Raw genomic sequence first — 17022 nt, 5'->3', positions numbered from 1 at the left:
GGACGGATATCGACATGCGCTACTCGAGATGGTCGCCGAGTGAGGTGGTGCCGGCCGTGGAAGCACACGTTCGTGCGCACCTGTCCTCCGTCGCCGACCCGAACGACAGTCCCACCACACACGCCGACCAGGTCCGGATCAGCTACGAGGACGTCAACGACGGCGTCCTCGTCATCGGTGACCTGGACGCCGAGCCGGACGCGCCCTACCTGCGCCGCGGTTTCACGCCGGAGGACGACGTCGCGGCGAACCCCCTGACCTCTGTCGTCGAGGAGGTGTCGTGAGCGTCGCACGTGCCCAGGAGATAAACAATCGGCTCCGCACGGCGGGGATCACGGTGCACGAGGTGCCCGGGTGGCAGTCCCGAGGCAACGGCCAGTCCTCGGCGTACGAAGGTGGTCTGGTCCACCACACAGCGACCGCCTTCGGCAACGCGCTGTCCGGCAGCGGCGTGGGGAACCTGCTCATCAACGGCAGGCCGGACCTGCGTGGTCCGCTGTGCAACTACGCCGGCAACGCCGACGGCTCGATCACGGTGGTCGCCGCGCACCCGGCCAACCACGCCGGCGCGTCCGGCGGCCGGTCGATGGGGCCGCTGCCGGTCACGAACCTGTTCAACAAACGTGTGCTGGGGCTGGAGATCGTCTACCCGGGCACCGCACCGATGCGGGAGGCGCAGTTCCGTTCGGCCCTCGTGTGGTCGCGGATCGTCGCGCAGGTGTGCGGAAACGGCGACATGCAACGAGTCCGGGCACACGCCGAGACCAGCGTCACCGGCAAGTGGGATCCGGGCGAGGCGCCTGGCAGAACCATCAACATGACGGCGTTCCGCGCCGCGGCACTGACTACACCGGAGGGCGACTTGACTCCCGACGAGCACAGAATGCTGAAGTTCCTCCACGACCGGGTCGCTGGCATCCTGCCGCAGCGTTACTTCGTGCGGGATACCAAAGACCCTGGCGTGATTCACGAGGTCGGGGCCGACGCCCCGGGCGCGACACCCGCTCACGTGCTGGACTCCCTTGACGGGAACTTCATCGTCCGCCAGATCTCGCCGACCTCCGACGACGAGACGAAGATCCTCGCCGCCGTGCAACGACTGGAGGAGGCCATCAAGGCCGACGACCAGGTGGTCACACCGGAACGGATCGAGCAACTCGCCGAGGCGATCGCCGAGAAACTGCCGGCCGAACTCGTGGACCAGTTCGAAACGAAGCTGCGTGCGGCACTCAGCCGAACCCAGGGGTAGGACCTCCGCTGAAAAGATCGAGGTGTGGGCCTTTCAGGCACCGGCGCGCCGTCCACCGGCACGATCGCGCCGGTCACCATCGAGGCCCGGTCGCTGGAGATCTGATCAGAACTCCACCGGCAGGGAATCCAGGCGTCGACCGAACGGTGGGAGTGGGACGTCGACCGGCGCCTGGTCGGTGGCAGGGCGGATGTTCGGGTACCGGCTGAGCAGCAGCCGGAAGCACTCGTCCGACTCCACCCTGGCCAGCGCCGCTCCCAGGCAGTAGTACGAGCCCATGCCGAAACCGAGGTGCCGGTTGTTCTTCCGGGTGATGTCGAACCGCATCGGGTCCGCGAACACGGTCGGGTCGTGGTTGGCGGTGTGGATGGCAAGGTAGATGTGTTCGCCGGCGGGAATGTCGTGTCCGGCGATGGTCACCGGTTCGATCGTCTCCCGTATGACGGAGGTGGCCGGTCCGCCGTGCCGCATCATCTCCTCGATGGCCGACCGGTTGAGCTCGGGCCGAGAGACGAGCAGCTCCAGCTGGTCCGGGTTGGCCATCAGCAGCTGCAGCCCGCGCGAGATCAGGGTGGCCGTGGTCTCGTGGCCGGCGAACAACAGCAGGACGCAGTTGGCGACGATCTCGTCCTCGTTCACCACGCCTTCCCGTTCGGCGGCGGCGAACATGCTGATCAGGTCATCCCGGGGACTCACCCGGCGGTCGGCCACGATCTCCCGCAGGTAGTCCTGCATCTCCAGGACGCTGTCCTGGCTGGCCATCAACTTCTCGACGTCCGCGTGCTGGAAGACCGCCATGATATGCCGCGACCATTCGCGTAGCCGGTCGCGGTCACTCGTGGGCATGCCGAGCATGTCCGCGATGACGTTGGCGGGCAACGGAAAGGCCAGATCCGGTACGACGTCCATCCGGCCGTCGGCGGCCACCGCGTCGAGCAGTTCACCGGTCAGTTCACGCACCCGTGGTCGAAGTCCGTTGATGATGGCCGGCGTGAAGTAGCGCTTGAGCAGTTTCTGGAACCGGTGGTGGCCTTCCTCGGTGGCGTGGCCCATCCACATGTCGATGGACAGGCGCAACCGCCGCAGCGCCTCCTGGTCGGCCTCGGGCAGTCGGGCGAACACCCGGGTCGCGACGGCAGACCGCATCCCGGGATGCTTCATCGCCGACAGGACGTCCTCGTAGCCGGTGACCAGGTACCCGCCGAGCTCCGGCAGCCAGCTCAGTGTGGTGTCGGCGCTGATCCGAAGGAGGCGCTCGAGTGGGTCGCCCGCGTCGAGCACGTCATAGGACGGAAGTGTGATGGCTGGATTCCCCATGGTCTCCAGTGTGCCCAATTCTCAGCGAGTTGGATGATCACCGGCGGTTTCCCTTACGCGCACGGCGATCAAAACCCGCGGAAAGAAGGAGACGGGATCAGATCAATGCTGCCGTGGCACGTATCGCGATCATGGAGAGCAGGGTCACGGCAGCGGACAGGGTCAGCGCGACAACGGTGACTGTGACCGTTCGCCACACCCAGAGCGGTAGGCGGCGGCGTCGGGCGGGCACGACCAGCACCGCGCCGCGTGGTGGGCTGGTTGCCGGCAGCGCCGGCGGGGGGCCGCCGGCGGGTCTGCTCGACGGGTTGTCCTGAGGTTGGTAGTCCAGCAGCGCGGTTTCCAGGAACGTTCGCATTGATCGGGGTGCCATGCCAGGCAGTCCGTCGCCGAGGTGCGAACCGGTTCGCGTGTCAGCCGTGGGGAATCGGGCCGGTCAGCACCAGGTCGCCGCGGCCTGCTGTGGCGCCGACTTGCTGCAGGGTGATTTCCATGCGGGTGAACTCGTCGACGGCGACGCCGGCCCACAGCCGCACGTCGCCGGGTTTGCGCATGTGGAAGGTGCCCAGCGGGACAACGGTGTCGCCGCGGATGACCCAGCCCTGGTAGTAGGTGCCCTGGGGAGCGCCGGGCAGATCGGTGACGGTGAGCGTGAACTCCCAGCCTGCGTCGAGTTTGGCGGCCATCACCGAAGCGTGTGCGGCGGCGGCCTGGCCAGTGCCGGCGAGGTCCAGCCGGATCGTCTCTGGAGTGGGCTCGTTGTTCGGCCAGAACAACAGCGACATGACCAGTGCGGCCGCGGCGGCGGCCGCCGCCCAGGACACGGGTCGGCGGAGCCGGCGTCGGCGAGCGAGGTCGCCTACCGGTCTCATCTCGGGTTCGGCTACCGGTTCGTGGTGCGGTAACTCGATGTCGGGTGGTGTCGCCCAGGTCGCCGGGTGGGCGAGCAGGGCAAGCACACGGTCGACCGTTTCCCGCTCGGCGGGGTCATCCGCGGTCGTCGCGGAGTCCAAGGGCCCCGTGGATTCCAGTGCGGCGGCTCTGCGCTCTGCCACGTCTTCACTCATGCGTTGCCTCCGCTAGCAACTACGTAGCAGGCATGCTGCCCGGTTCTGGCTGATTGGTCACATCAGCTGTGTCGAACAGGTGCTGGAGCGCCTCGGCGAGCCGGCGGTGCGCGCGATAGGACCGCGACTTCACTGTGCCGACAGGGATTCCGAGGTGCTCGGCGATCTCGCTATGGGTCATCTGGTAATAATGCGCGAGCCTGGCGACCACCGCCTCCTCCTCCGGCAGACGCTCGACCGCCCGCCGCACTTCCCAAGCTTCCCACAGCCGCTCGATGGAATGCCCGTCCACAGCCGGCTCCAGTACCTGCTCGGCCGTGGGAGGTCTGCGGCGTTCTCTCCGGTAGATGTCGATCGCGGCCTTGCGGGTGATGCCGAATATCCACGCAGGCAGGCTGCGTTCCGGGTCGTACCGGTCCCGGCTGCGCCAGAGACCGAGGAACGCCATCTGCGTGGCCTCCTCCGCGAGGCCGGGGTCGGCGAGCACGTGCAGTGCGATGCCGAACACGGGCCCGCGAAACGCCGCGTGTAACGCGTTGAACGCTTTCTCCCCATCAGCGGCGAACGAACGAGCCATCTCCAGGTCGTCCACGTGTACTCCCCGTCCCCATGGATTTCACCGATGGTAGTGGCGATTTGGCGAACCGGAATCGCCCGTGCGCCGGAATAGAGGGCGGGGAAAGGAGGAGCCATGCCGTTCGCGGAGGAGTTCGACGCGGCCGCCGTCCAACTGGACACGGCCGCGGAAGAGGTGGCGGCGTTGCTGCCGCCCGTCAGGGGTTCGCTGGGCCCACAGGCCATCGTCGGCGGCACCCTCGCCGAGGCGGCCGAACTGGTGGTCTCACGGTCCGAGCAGGTCTGCGGGCGAGCCGCCGCGGCGTTGCGTCAGCTGGCGGCGGTGTGCCGGCAGCGGGCCGAGGTGTGCCGCCAGGCGGAAGCCGCCTTCGCCGGCTACCAGGCCGCGCAGACCACCTATCAGGAGAACCAGCGGCTGTTCCAGGAACGGCAGGACCGCCACGCGGCCGATCCGGCCACGTTCCCGGTGCCAGGACAACCACCGACCGCCCCTGGCGCCCCACCGGCGCCGCCCGCATGGGTCGAGTTCTGACCTCGCCTGAGGAGACGTGGCAATGCCTTTCATGGGACTGGATCCACAGCTGGCCACCGAACTGGCCACCGAGATGCGCACGGCGGCGGCCGGTGCCGACGAGCAGGCCGCGATCACGCGGCAGGCGTTGGCGCTGGCCGGGCTGTCCAGCCCGGTCCCCGTTCAACTGATGGAGATCGTGGGGGAGCTGACCATCGCGAGCGACGTGATCGCGACCAGTGCCGGGGTGGTGTCGCGTCACCGGCTCGATCCGGGCACGGAGGCCGCCATGGCACGCGGCCTGTGGGCGCTCGCGCTCGGCCCCGCCGCCGCGACGGTGGGCGAGGAACTCACCGACATCGACGCCGCACTGGCGAACTTCAGCCTGGTGTACCGGTTGCCGGAGCCCACCTCGATCACCGACCTGATCATCGGCATTCCCACCACCGACCCGAAGGTCAGAGCGGCGTTGGCGCGACTGGACACCTGGCTGCTGCCCGTTCTGAAGGGGGAACGTGGTCGCGGGGAACGGGGGGAGCAGGAGAAGGAGGACCTGCTCCTGCTGCTCGGGATGCTGAACGTCGGCAAGGAGGAGTTGATGGTCAGGGAGGAGGAAGGCGACCGCCATGAGTTCATCTTCAGTTTCGGCGCCGGCGTCGAGTTGCTGGCAGAGCGGGTCGAGGCGGATCGCCGGTTCTTCGAGTACGGCCTGCTGCCCGACATCGCGGATCTGCTCCCGGAGGACTACGACTCCGAAGACACCACCGACCTCGACTGGTTGCCCGCCGCACTGGCCGGCCGTGCCGAGGTGCCGTTGCGGCCTGTCGCGGTGCTCGAGTTCGTCAAGCTCGCCATGCGCTATGGATACAGACGAGATGACGACTATGGGAGCAAGCTGACGGCGAAGGACCTGCGCGACGAGTCACGGGAAGCTTTGGCCTTGCTGGCGAAGAAGGCGATGACCTACCTGCGTGGCACGACGCTCCTGGCGAACACGGTGGTGGAGGGCACGGAACGGCCGGTCTTCTCCTCCACCGCGATCACCGCCCAGATCCGCTACGGCGCCGCCCGAGGTGCGATCACCGACGGGGCCATCGCCAACGCCGCGAAACGCGCCGACACGGCCTTCGGCCCGCTGCGGGAGCAGTTCCTCACCCCCGAGGTGATGCAGGGGCCGCCGACGAAGATGAGCCGGGCCGCGTTCGACCGGGCCGTGATGGCGGAGGTTGGCCACATCGCCGACTACGAGCCGTCCGGGGCCAGGCGGCGCACCGCCGCGTACAGCTGGGTGCACCAGGCGGGCAGTCTGGCCGAGCAGCGCGAGCGGATGCTCAGCGTCCTGCTGTCCTGGCGGAGCCACGCACTGGCCGGTCCCGCCATGATGACCAAATCCGAGCAGCACAAGGCGTTCGCCGAGTTCCACCCCGACCTGCCCAAGGAACTGGACGACTTCATGGGCGATGCGGACCGGCTGAACAAGGTCGTGAAGTATCTCGGCGTCCCCGGCTACGAAAAGATCAAACTCACCGACGCGTACCGGCTGCACCTGACCAACGACAGCCTGGGCAGGGGCGTGCAGGTCCAGATGGAGCACCGACCGTCCGCTGGCTTTGGCTACGTCTTGGCCGGCCTCGGCGTGGTCGGTGTGTTCTTCCCACCGGCCGCGGTGATCGGCGGTGCCATGCAGGCCATACAGGCGGCGGCCAACGACGACTGGACCGGCGCGCTCATCTCCGCGGCCGGGGCCGTCGCCAGCGTCGCGTCCGCCGGCGGCGCCGTGAACGCCGCCCGGGCCGCCTACGCCGTGCAGGGCGCCGCCATCGCCGCACGGGCGATCGACGCCGGCGACACCATGGGCGCGGTCACCGCGGTCGCGGGCGCGGTCGCCGGCGACCTTGGCGTCACCGGCTTCCAGAACACGTCACGGGCGATCGGTGCCGGTATCGCGACCGTCGGCGTCGTCGACGCCATCGACGAAGGCGACCTCCTGCGGGCGGTGGAGCACACCGCGAGCGCCGTCGGACAGGTTGGCACGATGCTCGGTGCCGCCGGCGAGGGTTCCATGGTCACGGACACTCTGAGCCGGGTCGAACGGTTCGCCAGAGCCGCCAGAGGAGTTCGCGACGAGGATCCGGTCCTCATCGCCAGCGCGCTGCGCCAGGAAATCGTCGGCCTGGCCTCCGCGGCCACCGGCTTCGTCACCCGTACCGTCGAGAACCTCAACGACTTCGCACGCGACGAACCCGAAACCATCGCGAGAATCGACGAGCTGGCCGAGCTGCCGGCCGTCGAGCTCGACAGGGAAAAGGACGCCCTGGCGGCGACGGCGAACACGCGCGGCGAACGGCTCGCCGACATCGAAGCCCGCCTCGATCGGCCCGTCGACTCCGAGGAACGCCGCGAGCTCACCCGTGAGCGCGACTATCTCCGGTACGAGCTCACCGGGCTGGTCACCGAGCTGAGGACGATCGAGACCGCCCAGCAGACACAGGAGTTCCGCGCCCAGCTGGCACCGGTCACCGAGACCGAGCGGCCGGCGCCCGTTCCGGGCGTGGAACTCCAGCCCCGACCAGTTCCGATCATCCCGCCGTCTCCGCCGCGCCCGCCAGTCCCGAACATCCCGCCGTCCCCGCCGCGTCCGCTGGTCCCGATCGTCCAGCCGTCTCCACCGCGGCCACCAGGTGCGGTTGACGACCCGATCCTGCCGTCGCCGCCCGACCTGGAACCGCCGGCGGTAGTGGTGAACCCCTCGCCACCGCAGGCCGGTCCGGGCGCCATGCCCGGGAGTGACCCGATCCTGCCGCCGCCACCGCCACAGCAAGTGCCGCCGGTCGCCGTCGGGAACGGGGCCGCCCAGGACGGGTGGGACGTTGCGTACCTGGAGGGAGAGCGGGAGGAAAAGGGGGAAATCGAGGTCTCACCCGGCGGGTGGGCATGGGGTGACACACCATCCGGCAAGCCCGCGGAGAACAACCCGAAGGTGACCGTGGTCCTCGACGAGTACCATTTCAACCTCCTCCACTCGAACGAACAGCAAGAGTTCGGCATCTTCGGTAATCCCGTGAACGGGACGGTGGACAACAGGATCGGCTTGAGGAACGAGAACACGTTCGAGCTCGACCAGAACGGGTTGATGTTCGGCAGCAAGCTGGCTTTGGGCGTGGAGAGGAAAACTGAGCACACGGCCGACTTCGGGATGGCCGAGGCAAAACTCGAGACCGAGATAGCGGCGGGCGCCTTCGCGGAAGGTGGGATGACGCTCAACGGGAACGGCGTTGAAGCCAAGGCCGAATATCTCCTCGGTCTCAGGTTCGGTGGCACCCTTGAAGCGGATATCGGCGGTATCGGTGTCGCCGTCACGGGCGAGGCGTGGGCCGGCGCTGGCGCCGAAGGCATGTTCAGCGCCGGCAAAGGCGAGGACGGCAGGTGGCACTTCGGCTCCAGCGTTGGCGGGGGGATGGGTGTCGGCGGCAAGGGCGGTTTTATGATCACAATCGACCCGGACGAGGTGAGTGACACCGCGAACGAGGCGGCGGACGCGATCGGTACCGCGATCACCAGCTACCTCTACACCCCGTTCGACAACTGAATGGAGTTACGCGACATGGCAACCGTGTTGCCGGTGCCCATCGAGTTCGAACTGCCGGACGGCTGGCACGCGGCGCCCCCGGACGAGGCCGGTGCCCCGGGCGCGGCGTTCGTCGCGGTGCACCCGGACACCAGGCAGGCCGGCTTCACCCCCAACATCACGATCAGCGGCGAGTACCGGGCCGACCAGGCTGCCCTGGCCGAGTTGGCCGACGAGTCGGTCGGCCGGCTCGGGCAGGCGGCACAGGACGTGACTGTGGCCGACCGGACCGAGATCGACTCCCTCGACGCGCCCGGCCTCACCCAGGTCGTGCTGATGCGGCACGACAGCGGCGACACCGTCCGGGATCTGGTGCAGTGCCAGGTGTACCTGTCCATGACCGACGTGCACGACCGAAGTCGCCGTGCCGTGCTGCAACTCGCCATGACCGCCACCACCGAGCAGCTCGACGACGTCATCGGCGACTTCCAGCAGTTCGTCGCCTCCGTGCGGCCAGAGCCGCGACAGCCCTGACCTCCGGGCCGGCCTCCCTGTGATCGCCCCGCCGCCGGTCGCGTCAGGCGGATACCGGTGCCGGCGGGCGGGCGACCTGGACGAGGTCGCTGAAGCCGGCGTTGATGAGACAGGCGCGGCCGGCGGGGAAACGTTCCTGTCCGCGCAACGGAAGCGTGGCGCGGAAGGCGTCGCCGTCCTGGGGGCCGGGACGTAGCGCGAGACCGGTCCGTGACGAGCGCAGTTCCTGTGGCCAGGACTGGAAGGCGCGGAACAGTTCCGAGCGGCCGGCGGCCACGATGTGGCGGTCGTCGCGGCGTTCGGTGGCCAGTTGTTTGAGAGCGCCGGCGAGTTCTTCCGGCACGGTGTCGGCGTCGTCCACCAGCACGAGGACCGGACCGTCTACATCGGACAGTTCGGCGGCGGAGCGCACCACGCGGTCGGCCACGGCGGTGAGTGGGGATCGGCGTGGTGTCACGGCGAGCACCGTCGCGTCCGGGTTCAGCCGGCGCAGGGCGGCCGCGAGGGTACAGAGCACGGTGCTCTTTCCTGAGCCGTTGGCGCCGGTGATGATGGCGTGCTCGCCGGCGGCCAGGGTGAGCACGGCGGGGGCGAGAGTTTCGGCGGACATGCCGATGACCAGCTCCCAGCCGTCGGGTGTGCAGCGGCCGGTGGCGGGAAGATCGGTCAGGTCGAGTTCGGTGGGCAGGGTGCGGACCGGGCGCGGCTTGGCCGTGGGTGGCGGGGTCGCGGCGGCGAGATCGCGCGCGGTGGCGGCGATATCGGTGTACCGGGCCAGTTGCACCTCGAGTCCGGTACCAGCCTCGACCGCACGACTCGGTCCCATCGCGGGCACGTCCGCCGGCCGCAGCCCGAACGTGGTGTAGCCGGCCGGGTCGGCCAGGCGAAGCACCAGGCGCTGCTCGACGTGGCTGGCGATCTTCATGGGGATGGCGCGTTCGTGCGCGCCGGTGGCCACGACGAGCACGCCAAGCGGCGGCCCGTCGCGCACCACGCGGGTCAGGCGGACCACGAGATCGGTGCGGTCACCGGTCTCGGCGAGACCCTCGACGTTGTTGACCAGGACGACGAGCAACGGCTGGCCGGCCTGCCGGCCGCCGGTGGCACGACGGTTGGCCAGTTCCTCGTCGAGGAGATCGAACAGGCGGACGACCCGCTCGTCGTCGCCGGCCGCGACATAGCCGCCGACGTGCGGCAGCGCGGCCAGTGCCGCGAGGTCGCCGGACTGGAAGTCGAGCACGTACAGGTGGACCTGGTTGGCGTTGTGCCGGGTGGCGAGCATGAGACCAGCCGTGGCGAGCGCGGCGGTCGTGCACCCGGAGTTGACCCCGTACACCAGCAGGTTGCCTCGGGTGTCCCACCAGTAGGTGTCCTGCCGCTGCTCGTCGGGCAGATCGGCCACGCCGAGGGGCAGCGCGTGCTGGCGGCCGACCCCGGCCAGGGCCTCGGCGGGGACGGTGGGTGGTAGCGGCTCGGGCCATGGTGGTTGGGGGATGCGGGCGCGGGTCCGCGCGACCGCGTCGGCGGTGGCGATGACCAGGCGATCCAGATCGGTGGGGCCGGCGGCTTCGGCCGGGGCGGCGCCCTCCCAGGGCAGCAGGCGGAACGGCACGGCCGACAGCGGTGCGACGTCGCCCGTCGCGGTGTGGGCGGAGACCAGCGCGGTCTGGAACGGCACGATCTCACTCGCGCCGAGCCGCGCGTAGGCGCGGCCGACCTGGTCCCGGCGCAGTTCGGCTGCGGCGGGAACGCCGAGCACGTCCATCGAGTCGTGGGCGTCCTGCACCCGCAACGCGATCCGCAGGTTCATGTTCGCGCGGATCTTCGCGTCCAGTACCCCGGTCGGGCGTTGTGTGGCCAACACGAGGTGGATGCCGAGGCTGCGTCCGCGTTGCGCGATGTCGACCAGTGAGCCGACGAAGCCGGGCAGTTCGGCGACCAGCGTGGCGAACTCGTCGACCACGACCACCAGCCGGGGCATCGGCTCGGCCGGGTTCCCCGCCTGGTAGGCGTCGATGTCGGAGACCTCCGCGGTGCGCAGCATCCGTTCACGCCGCCGTAGTTCCGCGCGCAGGCAGGTGAGTGCCCGTGCGGCGAGGTGCTCGTCGAGGTCGGTGACGACGGCCGACACGTGCGGCAGCGGCCGGCACACGTCCAGCCCGCCGCCGCCCTTGAAGTCGACCAGCACGAAGGCCAGCAGCTCGGGACGGACGTGGCAGGCCATGGCGGTGACCCAGGTGCGCAGCAACTCGCTCTTGCCGGACCCGGTGGTGCCGGCGACCAGGGCGTGGGGGCCGTCGGCCACGAGGTCGAGCCGGAGTGGGCCGGACTCGCCCGTCCCGACCGGCGCGGCCAGCCCCGCACTCCTCGACCAACGCTCCGCGACGGGCGTGGCGTCCAGCAGTTCGGCAAGCGTCAACCGGCCGGGCAGGTTCGTGCCGGCGGACACCATCTCAGGATCCTCGAAGCGACTCAGTCCCCTGGCGAACTCGGTCACGGTCGGGTACGCCAGCCCAACGGGTGATACACCGTCGAGCACGACGCCAGCGCCGTGGTCGTCGAGACTCAGTGAGTCGCCGGTGGCCACGGTGAGCACCGCGTCGCACGCGGCCGGCAGCTGGGAGATCGTGTCCGCGAGCACCAGGCCCCGGCAGGGGATGTCCGGGTCGCTCAGCGCTGCCCGCAAGCTGTTGCCCTTCCCCGACAGATGCACCGTGCCGTCGATGACGATCAGCCACACCGGGCCTGCCGAGCCGAATGCGGACAGTAGCCGCGGCACATCGTCCTGGCCGGTCGCCACGGCGGAATCCCGCAGGTGCGGCACCCACTTGAGCCACTCCCACGCGGGTGCCCGCTCCGCCGTGGTGACCACGGCGAGCGCGAGATCGGCAGGCCCCTGGTTGGCCAGCAGGTCGGCCAGCACGGCACGGGCGACCGCCAGCGCCGGCTCGCGTTCACCCACGACACCCAGCGCGGACCGCTGCGCCAGCGGCACCGTCACCGGGACCGAGTGCAGGACCACCTCCTCGGCCGCCCGCTCGGACAGTTCGGGGAACGTGGCCGCGTCCGAGCTCAGCCAGGTCAGGTCGGCGAAGCCGACGGTGACGTGCAGGAAGTCCTCGTGCGCCGGCCGGCGTTCCCACAGCCGGGGGTCGCCGGCGGTTGCCCGCCGGCAGCACTCGGCGACATCGGGCTGCGCCATCCGGCGCCGGCCCGCCTCCTGTTCGGCCGCGGCCTGCGCGGTGACCAGGTAGTCATCGACGAGTTGGGTGATCTCCCCGGCGTGTGCGCGGCGTTCCTTGCGCCGGCGTCGGCGGCCGTCCAGCCACTGGCCCAGCAGCACCAGTGGGCTCATCACCGCGAGGAACGCGAAGGTCGGGCTGAACACGATCGCCATGACCACCGCGACCGGAAGCGGGATGAGCATCGGGATCCACGACAGGTGCGTGGCTCCCCCTGGCTCGCGGGGGCGGTCCGGCCACTCCGGCACATCGACCGCCTGCGCCAGCGGCGGACGGGGTGGCCTGCTCAGCGCGACGCGGGCCCCCGTGCGTCCCCGACGCGGCGCCCGGCCACACGACTCGACCCGGAACAGGCCACCACCCGCGCGAATCACGCTGGTGTCCCGCACCGGCAGGTCGCCGGACACCGGGCGGCCGTCCACCGTGAGCTGCCCGGAAACCACGCACCGCTGCGGGCCGACCGTGATCCGGAACGCGGCCCTGACCACCCACCCCGCCTTGGCGGGCTCACCGGTGGGCAGCCCGGGCCCGACGTCGTAGTTCCCCTCCGGCAAGCGAACCCGGCCGCCCGCCGCGAGCCCGGTGACCTGCACCAGGTCCGCGACCGGCGACTCCCCGACGGCTCCGGGTTCGGCGGCGGGATCGAACGCTGACAGCACCGATCCCGCCATCAACGGCACCTGGTCGGCCGGTGTCCACTCGGGCACCGGCTGACCGTCCACGAGAACGAGACGACCCCGGGGAGCGGGCACCCCCGCCGCCCTGGCCACCTCGCCGACCGTGGTGTGCTCGTGGACCGGGCCGACCAGCAGGTCGGTCCGTCCGGTCACCGGAACCAGCTCAGACATCGGCTCGGCCCTCCGCTCAGCTCACGGTCCAGCCGGTGTTCATCGCCTGGTCCAGGTTCTCGCGCTGGCCGCGTACGGCCTGGCCCATGCTCCGCGACGACTCCTCGGCCTGGGCCATCGCCGTCTCGAGCTGGCTGACGTTCTCCTGCAACGACTGCGACATCTGGTTGATGGCCTGCTGGAAGTCGCTGAAGATCTGGTTGGTGGTGGCCTCGGCCTGCTGCATGGCCGTGGTGAACTCGGCGTGCGCACCCCGGAACACCTCGGCGTTCGATCCGGTCCACTGGGTCGACTCGGCGGCGTTGCGCGCGTTCATGACACCGTCGCGCAGGGCCGCCATCTCGCCGAGGATCCGGGCACTCGCCTGTGCCGACGCGTCCTGCACCTGCTGTACCACCGTCGCACCGGTCTGGGTGGCGTTCGCGCGAGTCGTGCCGATGGTGGTGCCGGCCTGGTCCAGCTGGGCGGCCAGATTGTCGAGACCTTCGAGTTCGGCTCCGATCAATGGCATGACGTTCTCCTCCTACTCCCGCCGCCGCGGGTCGCGACGGCATCGACACCAGCCTTTCCGTCCCGCGTCGGGATCCGGTTCGCGCGAACCGGATCCCAACGCTGGACGGAGGAAGGGCATGGCAGAGAAGCGATCCAGCCGGCCGGTGGTCGGGTTCGAACTCGACGACCAAGCCGTGCACGCCGCGGTCGTCAAGCCTGGCAAGCCGGACAGGCTGATCCGGTACGTGAACGCGCCGTTGCCCGATGGCGCGGTTCGTGCTGGTGTGCCGGCACGGCGCGACCCCGTGGCTGAAGCGGTGGCGGCGGTCGCCGACGAACTGACCGACCTGCAACCGTTCCTCACCGCGGTCGCGATCAACGAGCGCACCATACCCAGCGGACCGGACCTGCTCATGCGCTGGACCACACGCGTGCGCTCTGGCCACACCGTCGCCACCCTGGCCTCGGTCATGCTCGCCAGCGTGCGCGCGGTCGAGGACGGCGGACTCGACGTGACCGCCACACATCTGACCCCACTGCTTCTCGCCAGCGACCCGCTCGCCGGACTCCGCCTCCCCCAACAGATCCGGGCCACCGTTCCGCTACGGGCACTCGTGGTGTCGGCCGGAGTGGCACTGGCCACCACCCGCCACCAGAACCTCGAAGACCCTGAACAACCCTGGCAGCCACTCCCACCGGTACCGCTCGGTTACCGGCCTACCGATCACACCAGCTGGCACGTCGAACGAACCGCCTGACCAGAAGCGAACTGAACATCGAGTGCGGCCATGCGAGTCACTCCTCGCCGTGTACAGGTCGGTTCCGCCGTCGAAGCTCCAGTACTCGCCGGTCCGCACCTGCGGCGCGCGACCGTCTTCGAGGCGCACCTGGAATGCTCACGCCCGTGGAGGCCTCGGTCCTCATCAAGGGCGGACAACGACGGGTTGAAATCGGTCGCCGTTCATGACACCGCATCCCGCGAGATCTGGGTTCCCTGTCCCGTATGTCCCATTCGGGACAGGTGCGCGGTCGCGAACCGTTTGGGAAACCTGCTGGGTCAATGCTGCGGTCACTGTCACCGCAGCTGGATTCCCATGACTTGATCAGCGCTTTCGCAGCCGACCGGGAATAGTCGGACCTGTCGCGACACCGGTCCGGCCGCAGACCGAGCGGCGGCCTCAAAAGCGACGAGGCGCCGGAGCCCCAGGGTTTAAATGCCCGTCGGGACATCGTGTCCAACATTCCGTGTTGTCGTACGGAATTGAAGCGATGCCGGTGATCGGCGGGCGAAGCGAGACGTCCTGACCAGGTAACCTGCGTCACTTTTCATCCCCGCGGGCACTCGCGCAACCTGCCGAGCCTGTGCTATGAAACTAACGGTGACCGGTTGTGAAATACGATCAACCTGCGGTCGGATAGTCACCCTTGATGGCGCCATCAACAAAGTAGCGGCAATAGCATTCCGCCATCGCGTCATTGACGAGAGTTTTTGTCGGGTCCTTGTATCGCGCGGTCATCCCTCGTAAATTAGTCGCATCCCCTTTGGTGTGGGTGCCGCAGGCGGGGAATCGGTCGGCGCAATGGCGCGACCGGGCAATGCCAAAGGATTGAAATCGGTCCATTCCGGAAAGGCATAATGTGTCCGAAAACATACAGGCCATGCCAGCTGGCCTGGACGTGGCCATTGTCGGTATGGGGCCGCGCGGCCTGTCCGTGCTGGAACGACTGCTCGTCAGGCTCGCCGAGCAGCCAGTGTCTGGCCAGGTCCGGATCTGGACCTTCGACCCCGGCGAACAGGGGGCCGGCCGGATCTGGCGGACCACGCAACCGGAGTGGTTCATGATGAACACCACGGCCGGTGAGGTCAGCGTGTATTCCGGTGGCCCGGACGGCGGTGAATGGCGTGCCGGTGCGGGTCCGAGCCTGGCGGAATGGCTTCAGCGGCATCCCGACCCGCGCTGGGCCGCTCTCGGCCCGAACGACTACGCGCCCCGGTCGGTCTATGGCGAGTATCTGCGGAACGCTTTCGACTGCCTCGTGGCGAACGCGCCGTCCAACGTGAAGGTGCGGCCGGTTACCGCGCGGGTCGATCGCATCGACCGAAGTGGTCCGAAGCGGATATTACGCACCGAGGGCAGTGACTACTCCCTCACCGTGGACAAAGTGGTGCTGACCACCGGCCATCCCCGCATCCGGCCCGGCACGGGCGAGCAACGGCTCATCCGGTTCGCCGAGCGCAACCCGGGTTCGCGTTACCTGCCTGGCGACTCCGCGGCCGATCTGGACCTCGACGGCATCAAGCCGGGTGAGGACGTCGGCATCGTCGGTCTCGGTCTGACGTTCCTCGACGTGCTGATGGCGCTCACGATCGGCCGCGGCGGGCAGTTCGAGGAGCTCGAGGACGGCGGCATGCGGTACCGGCGCAGCGGTTTGGAGCCACGTATCGTCGCGGGCTCACGCAGCGGCCTCGTGATGCCGGCGCGCGGGCGCAACCAGAAGTCACCGGGGTACCGCTATCAACCGCGGTTCGCCACCGAGTTCGCGATCGCCTCGGCAAGGCGCCGGGCGCAGCGCACCGACGGATCCGCGCAGCTGGACTTCCTGCGGGATGTCCTGCCGCTGTTGGAGCTGGAAGCGCAGCACGTTTACTACACCACGCACGTGCGCAGGCGGCGGGGCGAGCAGGCGGCCGAGGAGTTCGCCGCGCGGCACCGCCAGACAGCGGGCACAGGCGAGCAGGCGGCGGTGGACAAGCTGCTCACCGAGTTCGGTGTCGCCGACGTGCCGTCGATCGATCTGGCGCGACTGGCTCGGCCGTTCCGGGACGAGCAGTTCCGCGACCAGGGCGCGTTCCACGATCGGCTGATCTCCCTGCTGCGCGAGGACATCGCCGAGGCCGAACAGGGCAACCTGGACAGCCCGCTGAAAGCCGCGCTGGACATCCTGCGCGACATCCGCGCATCCGTCCGTCAAGCGGTGGATTTCGGTGGCCTGCGAGCGGACTCCCACCGGGACGACTTCCTGAGCTGGTTCAACCCGATCAACACCATGGTGTCGGCGGGCCCGCCGGGGATCCGGGTGGCGCAGGCGTGCGCGCTGATCGAATCCGGAACGCTGACCGTCGCCGGCCCGGACATGCGGATCAGCTGCGAGCGTCGCGGCGGCCGGTTCGTCCTGTGGTCGCCGCAGGTACGCGGTGGGCGCCACGCCGTGAGCACGTTGATCGACGCGCGTATTCCCCGGCCGCAACTCGATCGCGATGCCGACCCGCTGATCGAACAACTGCTCGCGGACGGCCTGATCTCCGAGTACGTGAACGTCGACCCGGTGACGTCCACCCGATTCAACACCGGCGCCGTCGCGGTCAGCCGCGCGCCGTTCCGGGTCATCGGCGCCGGTGGCAGTCCCGATCCGCACCTCTACGCGCTCGGCGTGCCGACGGAGAACGCCCGCTGGTTCACCCAGATCGGCAACGGCAGGCCCGGGCCGCTGACCGGCTTCCACGCCGACGCCGACGCGATAGCACGTGACGTGCTCGGCGTCGCCGCCTGTCGCACGGTCCCCGCGCGGAGCGCGGACGCCGAACCGCACCAGAACGACGTTTCCGTCGCCAGCTAG

General features: G+C 69.3%; 13 protein-coding genes. 7 read left to right on the top strand and 6 right to left on the bottom strand.

The annotated features are described in order from the left end of the window. Positions 1-14 precede the first annotated feature (14 nt). Together VF106_RS14590 and VF106_RS14585 are read left to right on the top strand one after the other, a co-directional pair. The gene (locus tag VF106_RS14590; protein ID WP_330840224.1) at positions 15-284 is read left to right on the top strand and encodes a hypothetical protein; all 270 of its coding nucleotides are present in this window, start codon (positions 15-17) and stop codon (positions 282-284) included. Continuing rightward, on the top strand, positions 281-1249 hold the full coding sequence (locus tag VF106_RS14585) for a peptidoglycan recognition protein family protein (RefSeq protein ID WP_330840223.1): 969 nt from the start codon (positions 281-283) through the stop codon (positions 1247-1249). The genes VF106_RS14590 and VF106_RS14585 overlap by 4 nt, the downstream gene beginning before the upstream one ends. Positions 1250-1354: 105 nt before the next feature. On the opposite strand, the gene VF106_RS14580 is transcribed toward VF106_RS14585, so the two are convergent. The 4 genes from VF106_RS14580 to VF106_RS14565 form a co-directional block, all read right to left on the bottom strand. Beyond that, on the bottom strand, positions 1355-2566 hold the full coding sequence (locus VF106_RS14580; protein WP_330840222.1) for a cytochrome P450: 1212 nt from the start codon (positions 2564-2566) through the stop codon (positions 1355-1357). A gap of 97 nt (positions 2567-2663) precedes the next feature. Beyond that, positions 2664-2939 (bottom strand): hypothetical protein, encoded by a 276-nt coding sequence (locus VF106_RS14575; RefSeq protein WP_330840221.1) that lies wholly within the window; start codon positions 2937-2939, stop codon positions 2664-2666. A 40-nt stretch (positions 2940-2979) separates the two neighbouring features. Then, positions 2980-3633, bottom strand: a complete 654-nt coding sequence (locus VF106_RS14570) for an anti-sigma factor domain-containing protein (protein WP_330840220.1) — start codon at positions 3631-3633, stop codon at positions 2980-2982. A 19-nt stretch (positions 3634-3652) separates the two neighbouring features. After that, on the bottom strand, positions 3653-4225 hold the full coding sequence (locus VF106_RS14565; protein ID WP_330840219.1) for an RNA polymerase sigma factor: 573 nt from the start codon (positions 4223-4225) through the stop codon (positions 3653-3655). 99 nt (positions 4226-4324) lie between these two features. On the opposite strand from VF106_RS14565, the gene VF106_RS14560 reads away from it, so the two are divergent. The 3 genes from VF106_RS14560 to VF106_RS14550 are packed head-to-tail and all read left to right on the top strand — an operon-like array spanning position 4325 to position 8822. Next, positions 4325-4741, top strand: coding sequence for a hypothetical protein (locus VF106_RS14560; protein WP_330840218.1), 417 nt, complete (start codon positions 4325-4327; stop codon positions 4739-4741). Between the two features lie 22 nt (positions 4742-4763). Then, positions 4764-8309, top strand: a complete 3546-nt coding sequence (locus VF106_RS14555) for a hypothetical protein (protein ID WP_330840217.1) — start codon at positions 4764-4766, stop codon at positions 8307-8309. A gap of 15 nt (positions 8310-8324) precedes the next feature. Continuing rightward, positions 8325-8822: a hypothetical protein gene (locus VF106_RS14550; protein WP_330840216.1), complete on the top strand. Its 498-nt coding sequence runs from the start codon at positions 8325-8327 to the stop codon at positions 8820-8822. 43 nt (positions 8823-8865) lie between these two features. Here the strand turns inward: VF106_RS14550 and VF106_RS14545 are convergent, their stop codons facing one another. Beyond that, complete coding sequence (locus VF106_RS14545) at positions 8866-12912, bottom strand: FtsK/SpoIIIE domain-containing protein (protein WP_330840215.1); 4047 nt, start codon at positions 12910-12912, stop codon at positions 8866-8868. A gap of 16 nt (positions 12913-12928) precedes the next feature. After that, positions 12929-13423: a hypothetical protein gene (locus tag VF106_RS14540; protein ID WP_330840214.1), complete on the bottom strand. Its 495-nt coding sequence runs from the start codon at positions 13421-13423 to the stop codon at positions 12929-12931. 118 nt (positions 13424-13541) lie between these two features. Between VF106_RS14540 and VF106_RS14535 the strand changes: the two genes are divergently transcribed. Beyond that, a complete protein-coding gene (locus VF106_RS14535; RefSeq protein ID WP_330840213.1) occupies positions 13542-14162 on the top strand; it encodes a hypothetical protein in 621 nt (206 codons plus the stop codon). 901 nt (positions 14163-15063) lie between these two features. After that, the gene (locus VF106_RS14530; protein ID WP_330840212.1) at positions 15064-17022 is read left to right on the top strand and encodes an FAD/NAD(P)-binding protein; all 1959 of its coding nucleotides are present in this window, start codon (positions 15064-15066) and stop codon (positions 17020-17022) included.

The organism is Actinophytocola sp., from assembly GCF_036378875.1.
In the GTDB taxonomy this organism is placed as follows: domain Bacteria; phylum Actinomycetota; class Actinomycetes; order Mycobacteriales; family Pseudonocardiaceae; genus Actinophytocola.
The sequence above is the reverse complement of the archived record's forward strand: the minus strand, read 5'-3'. Positions and strand labels throughout refer to the sequence as shown.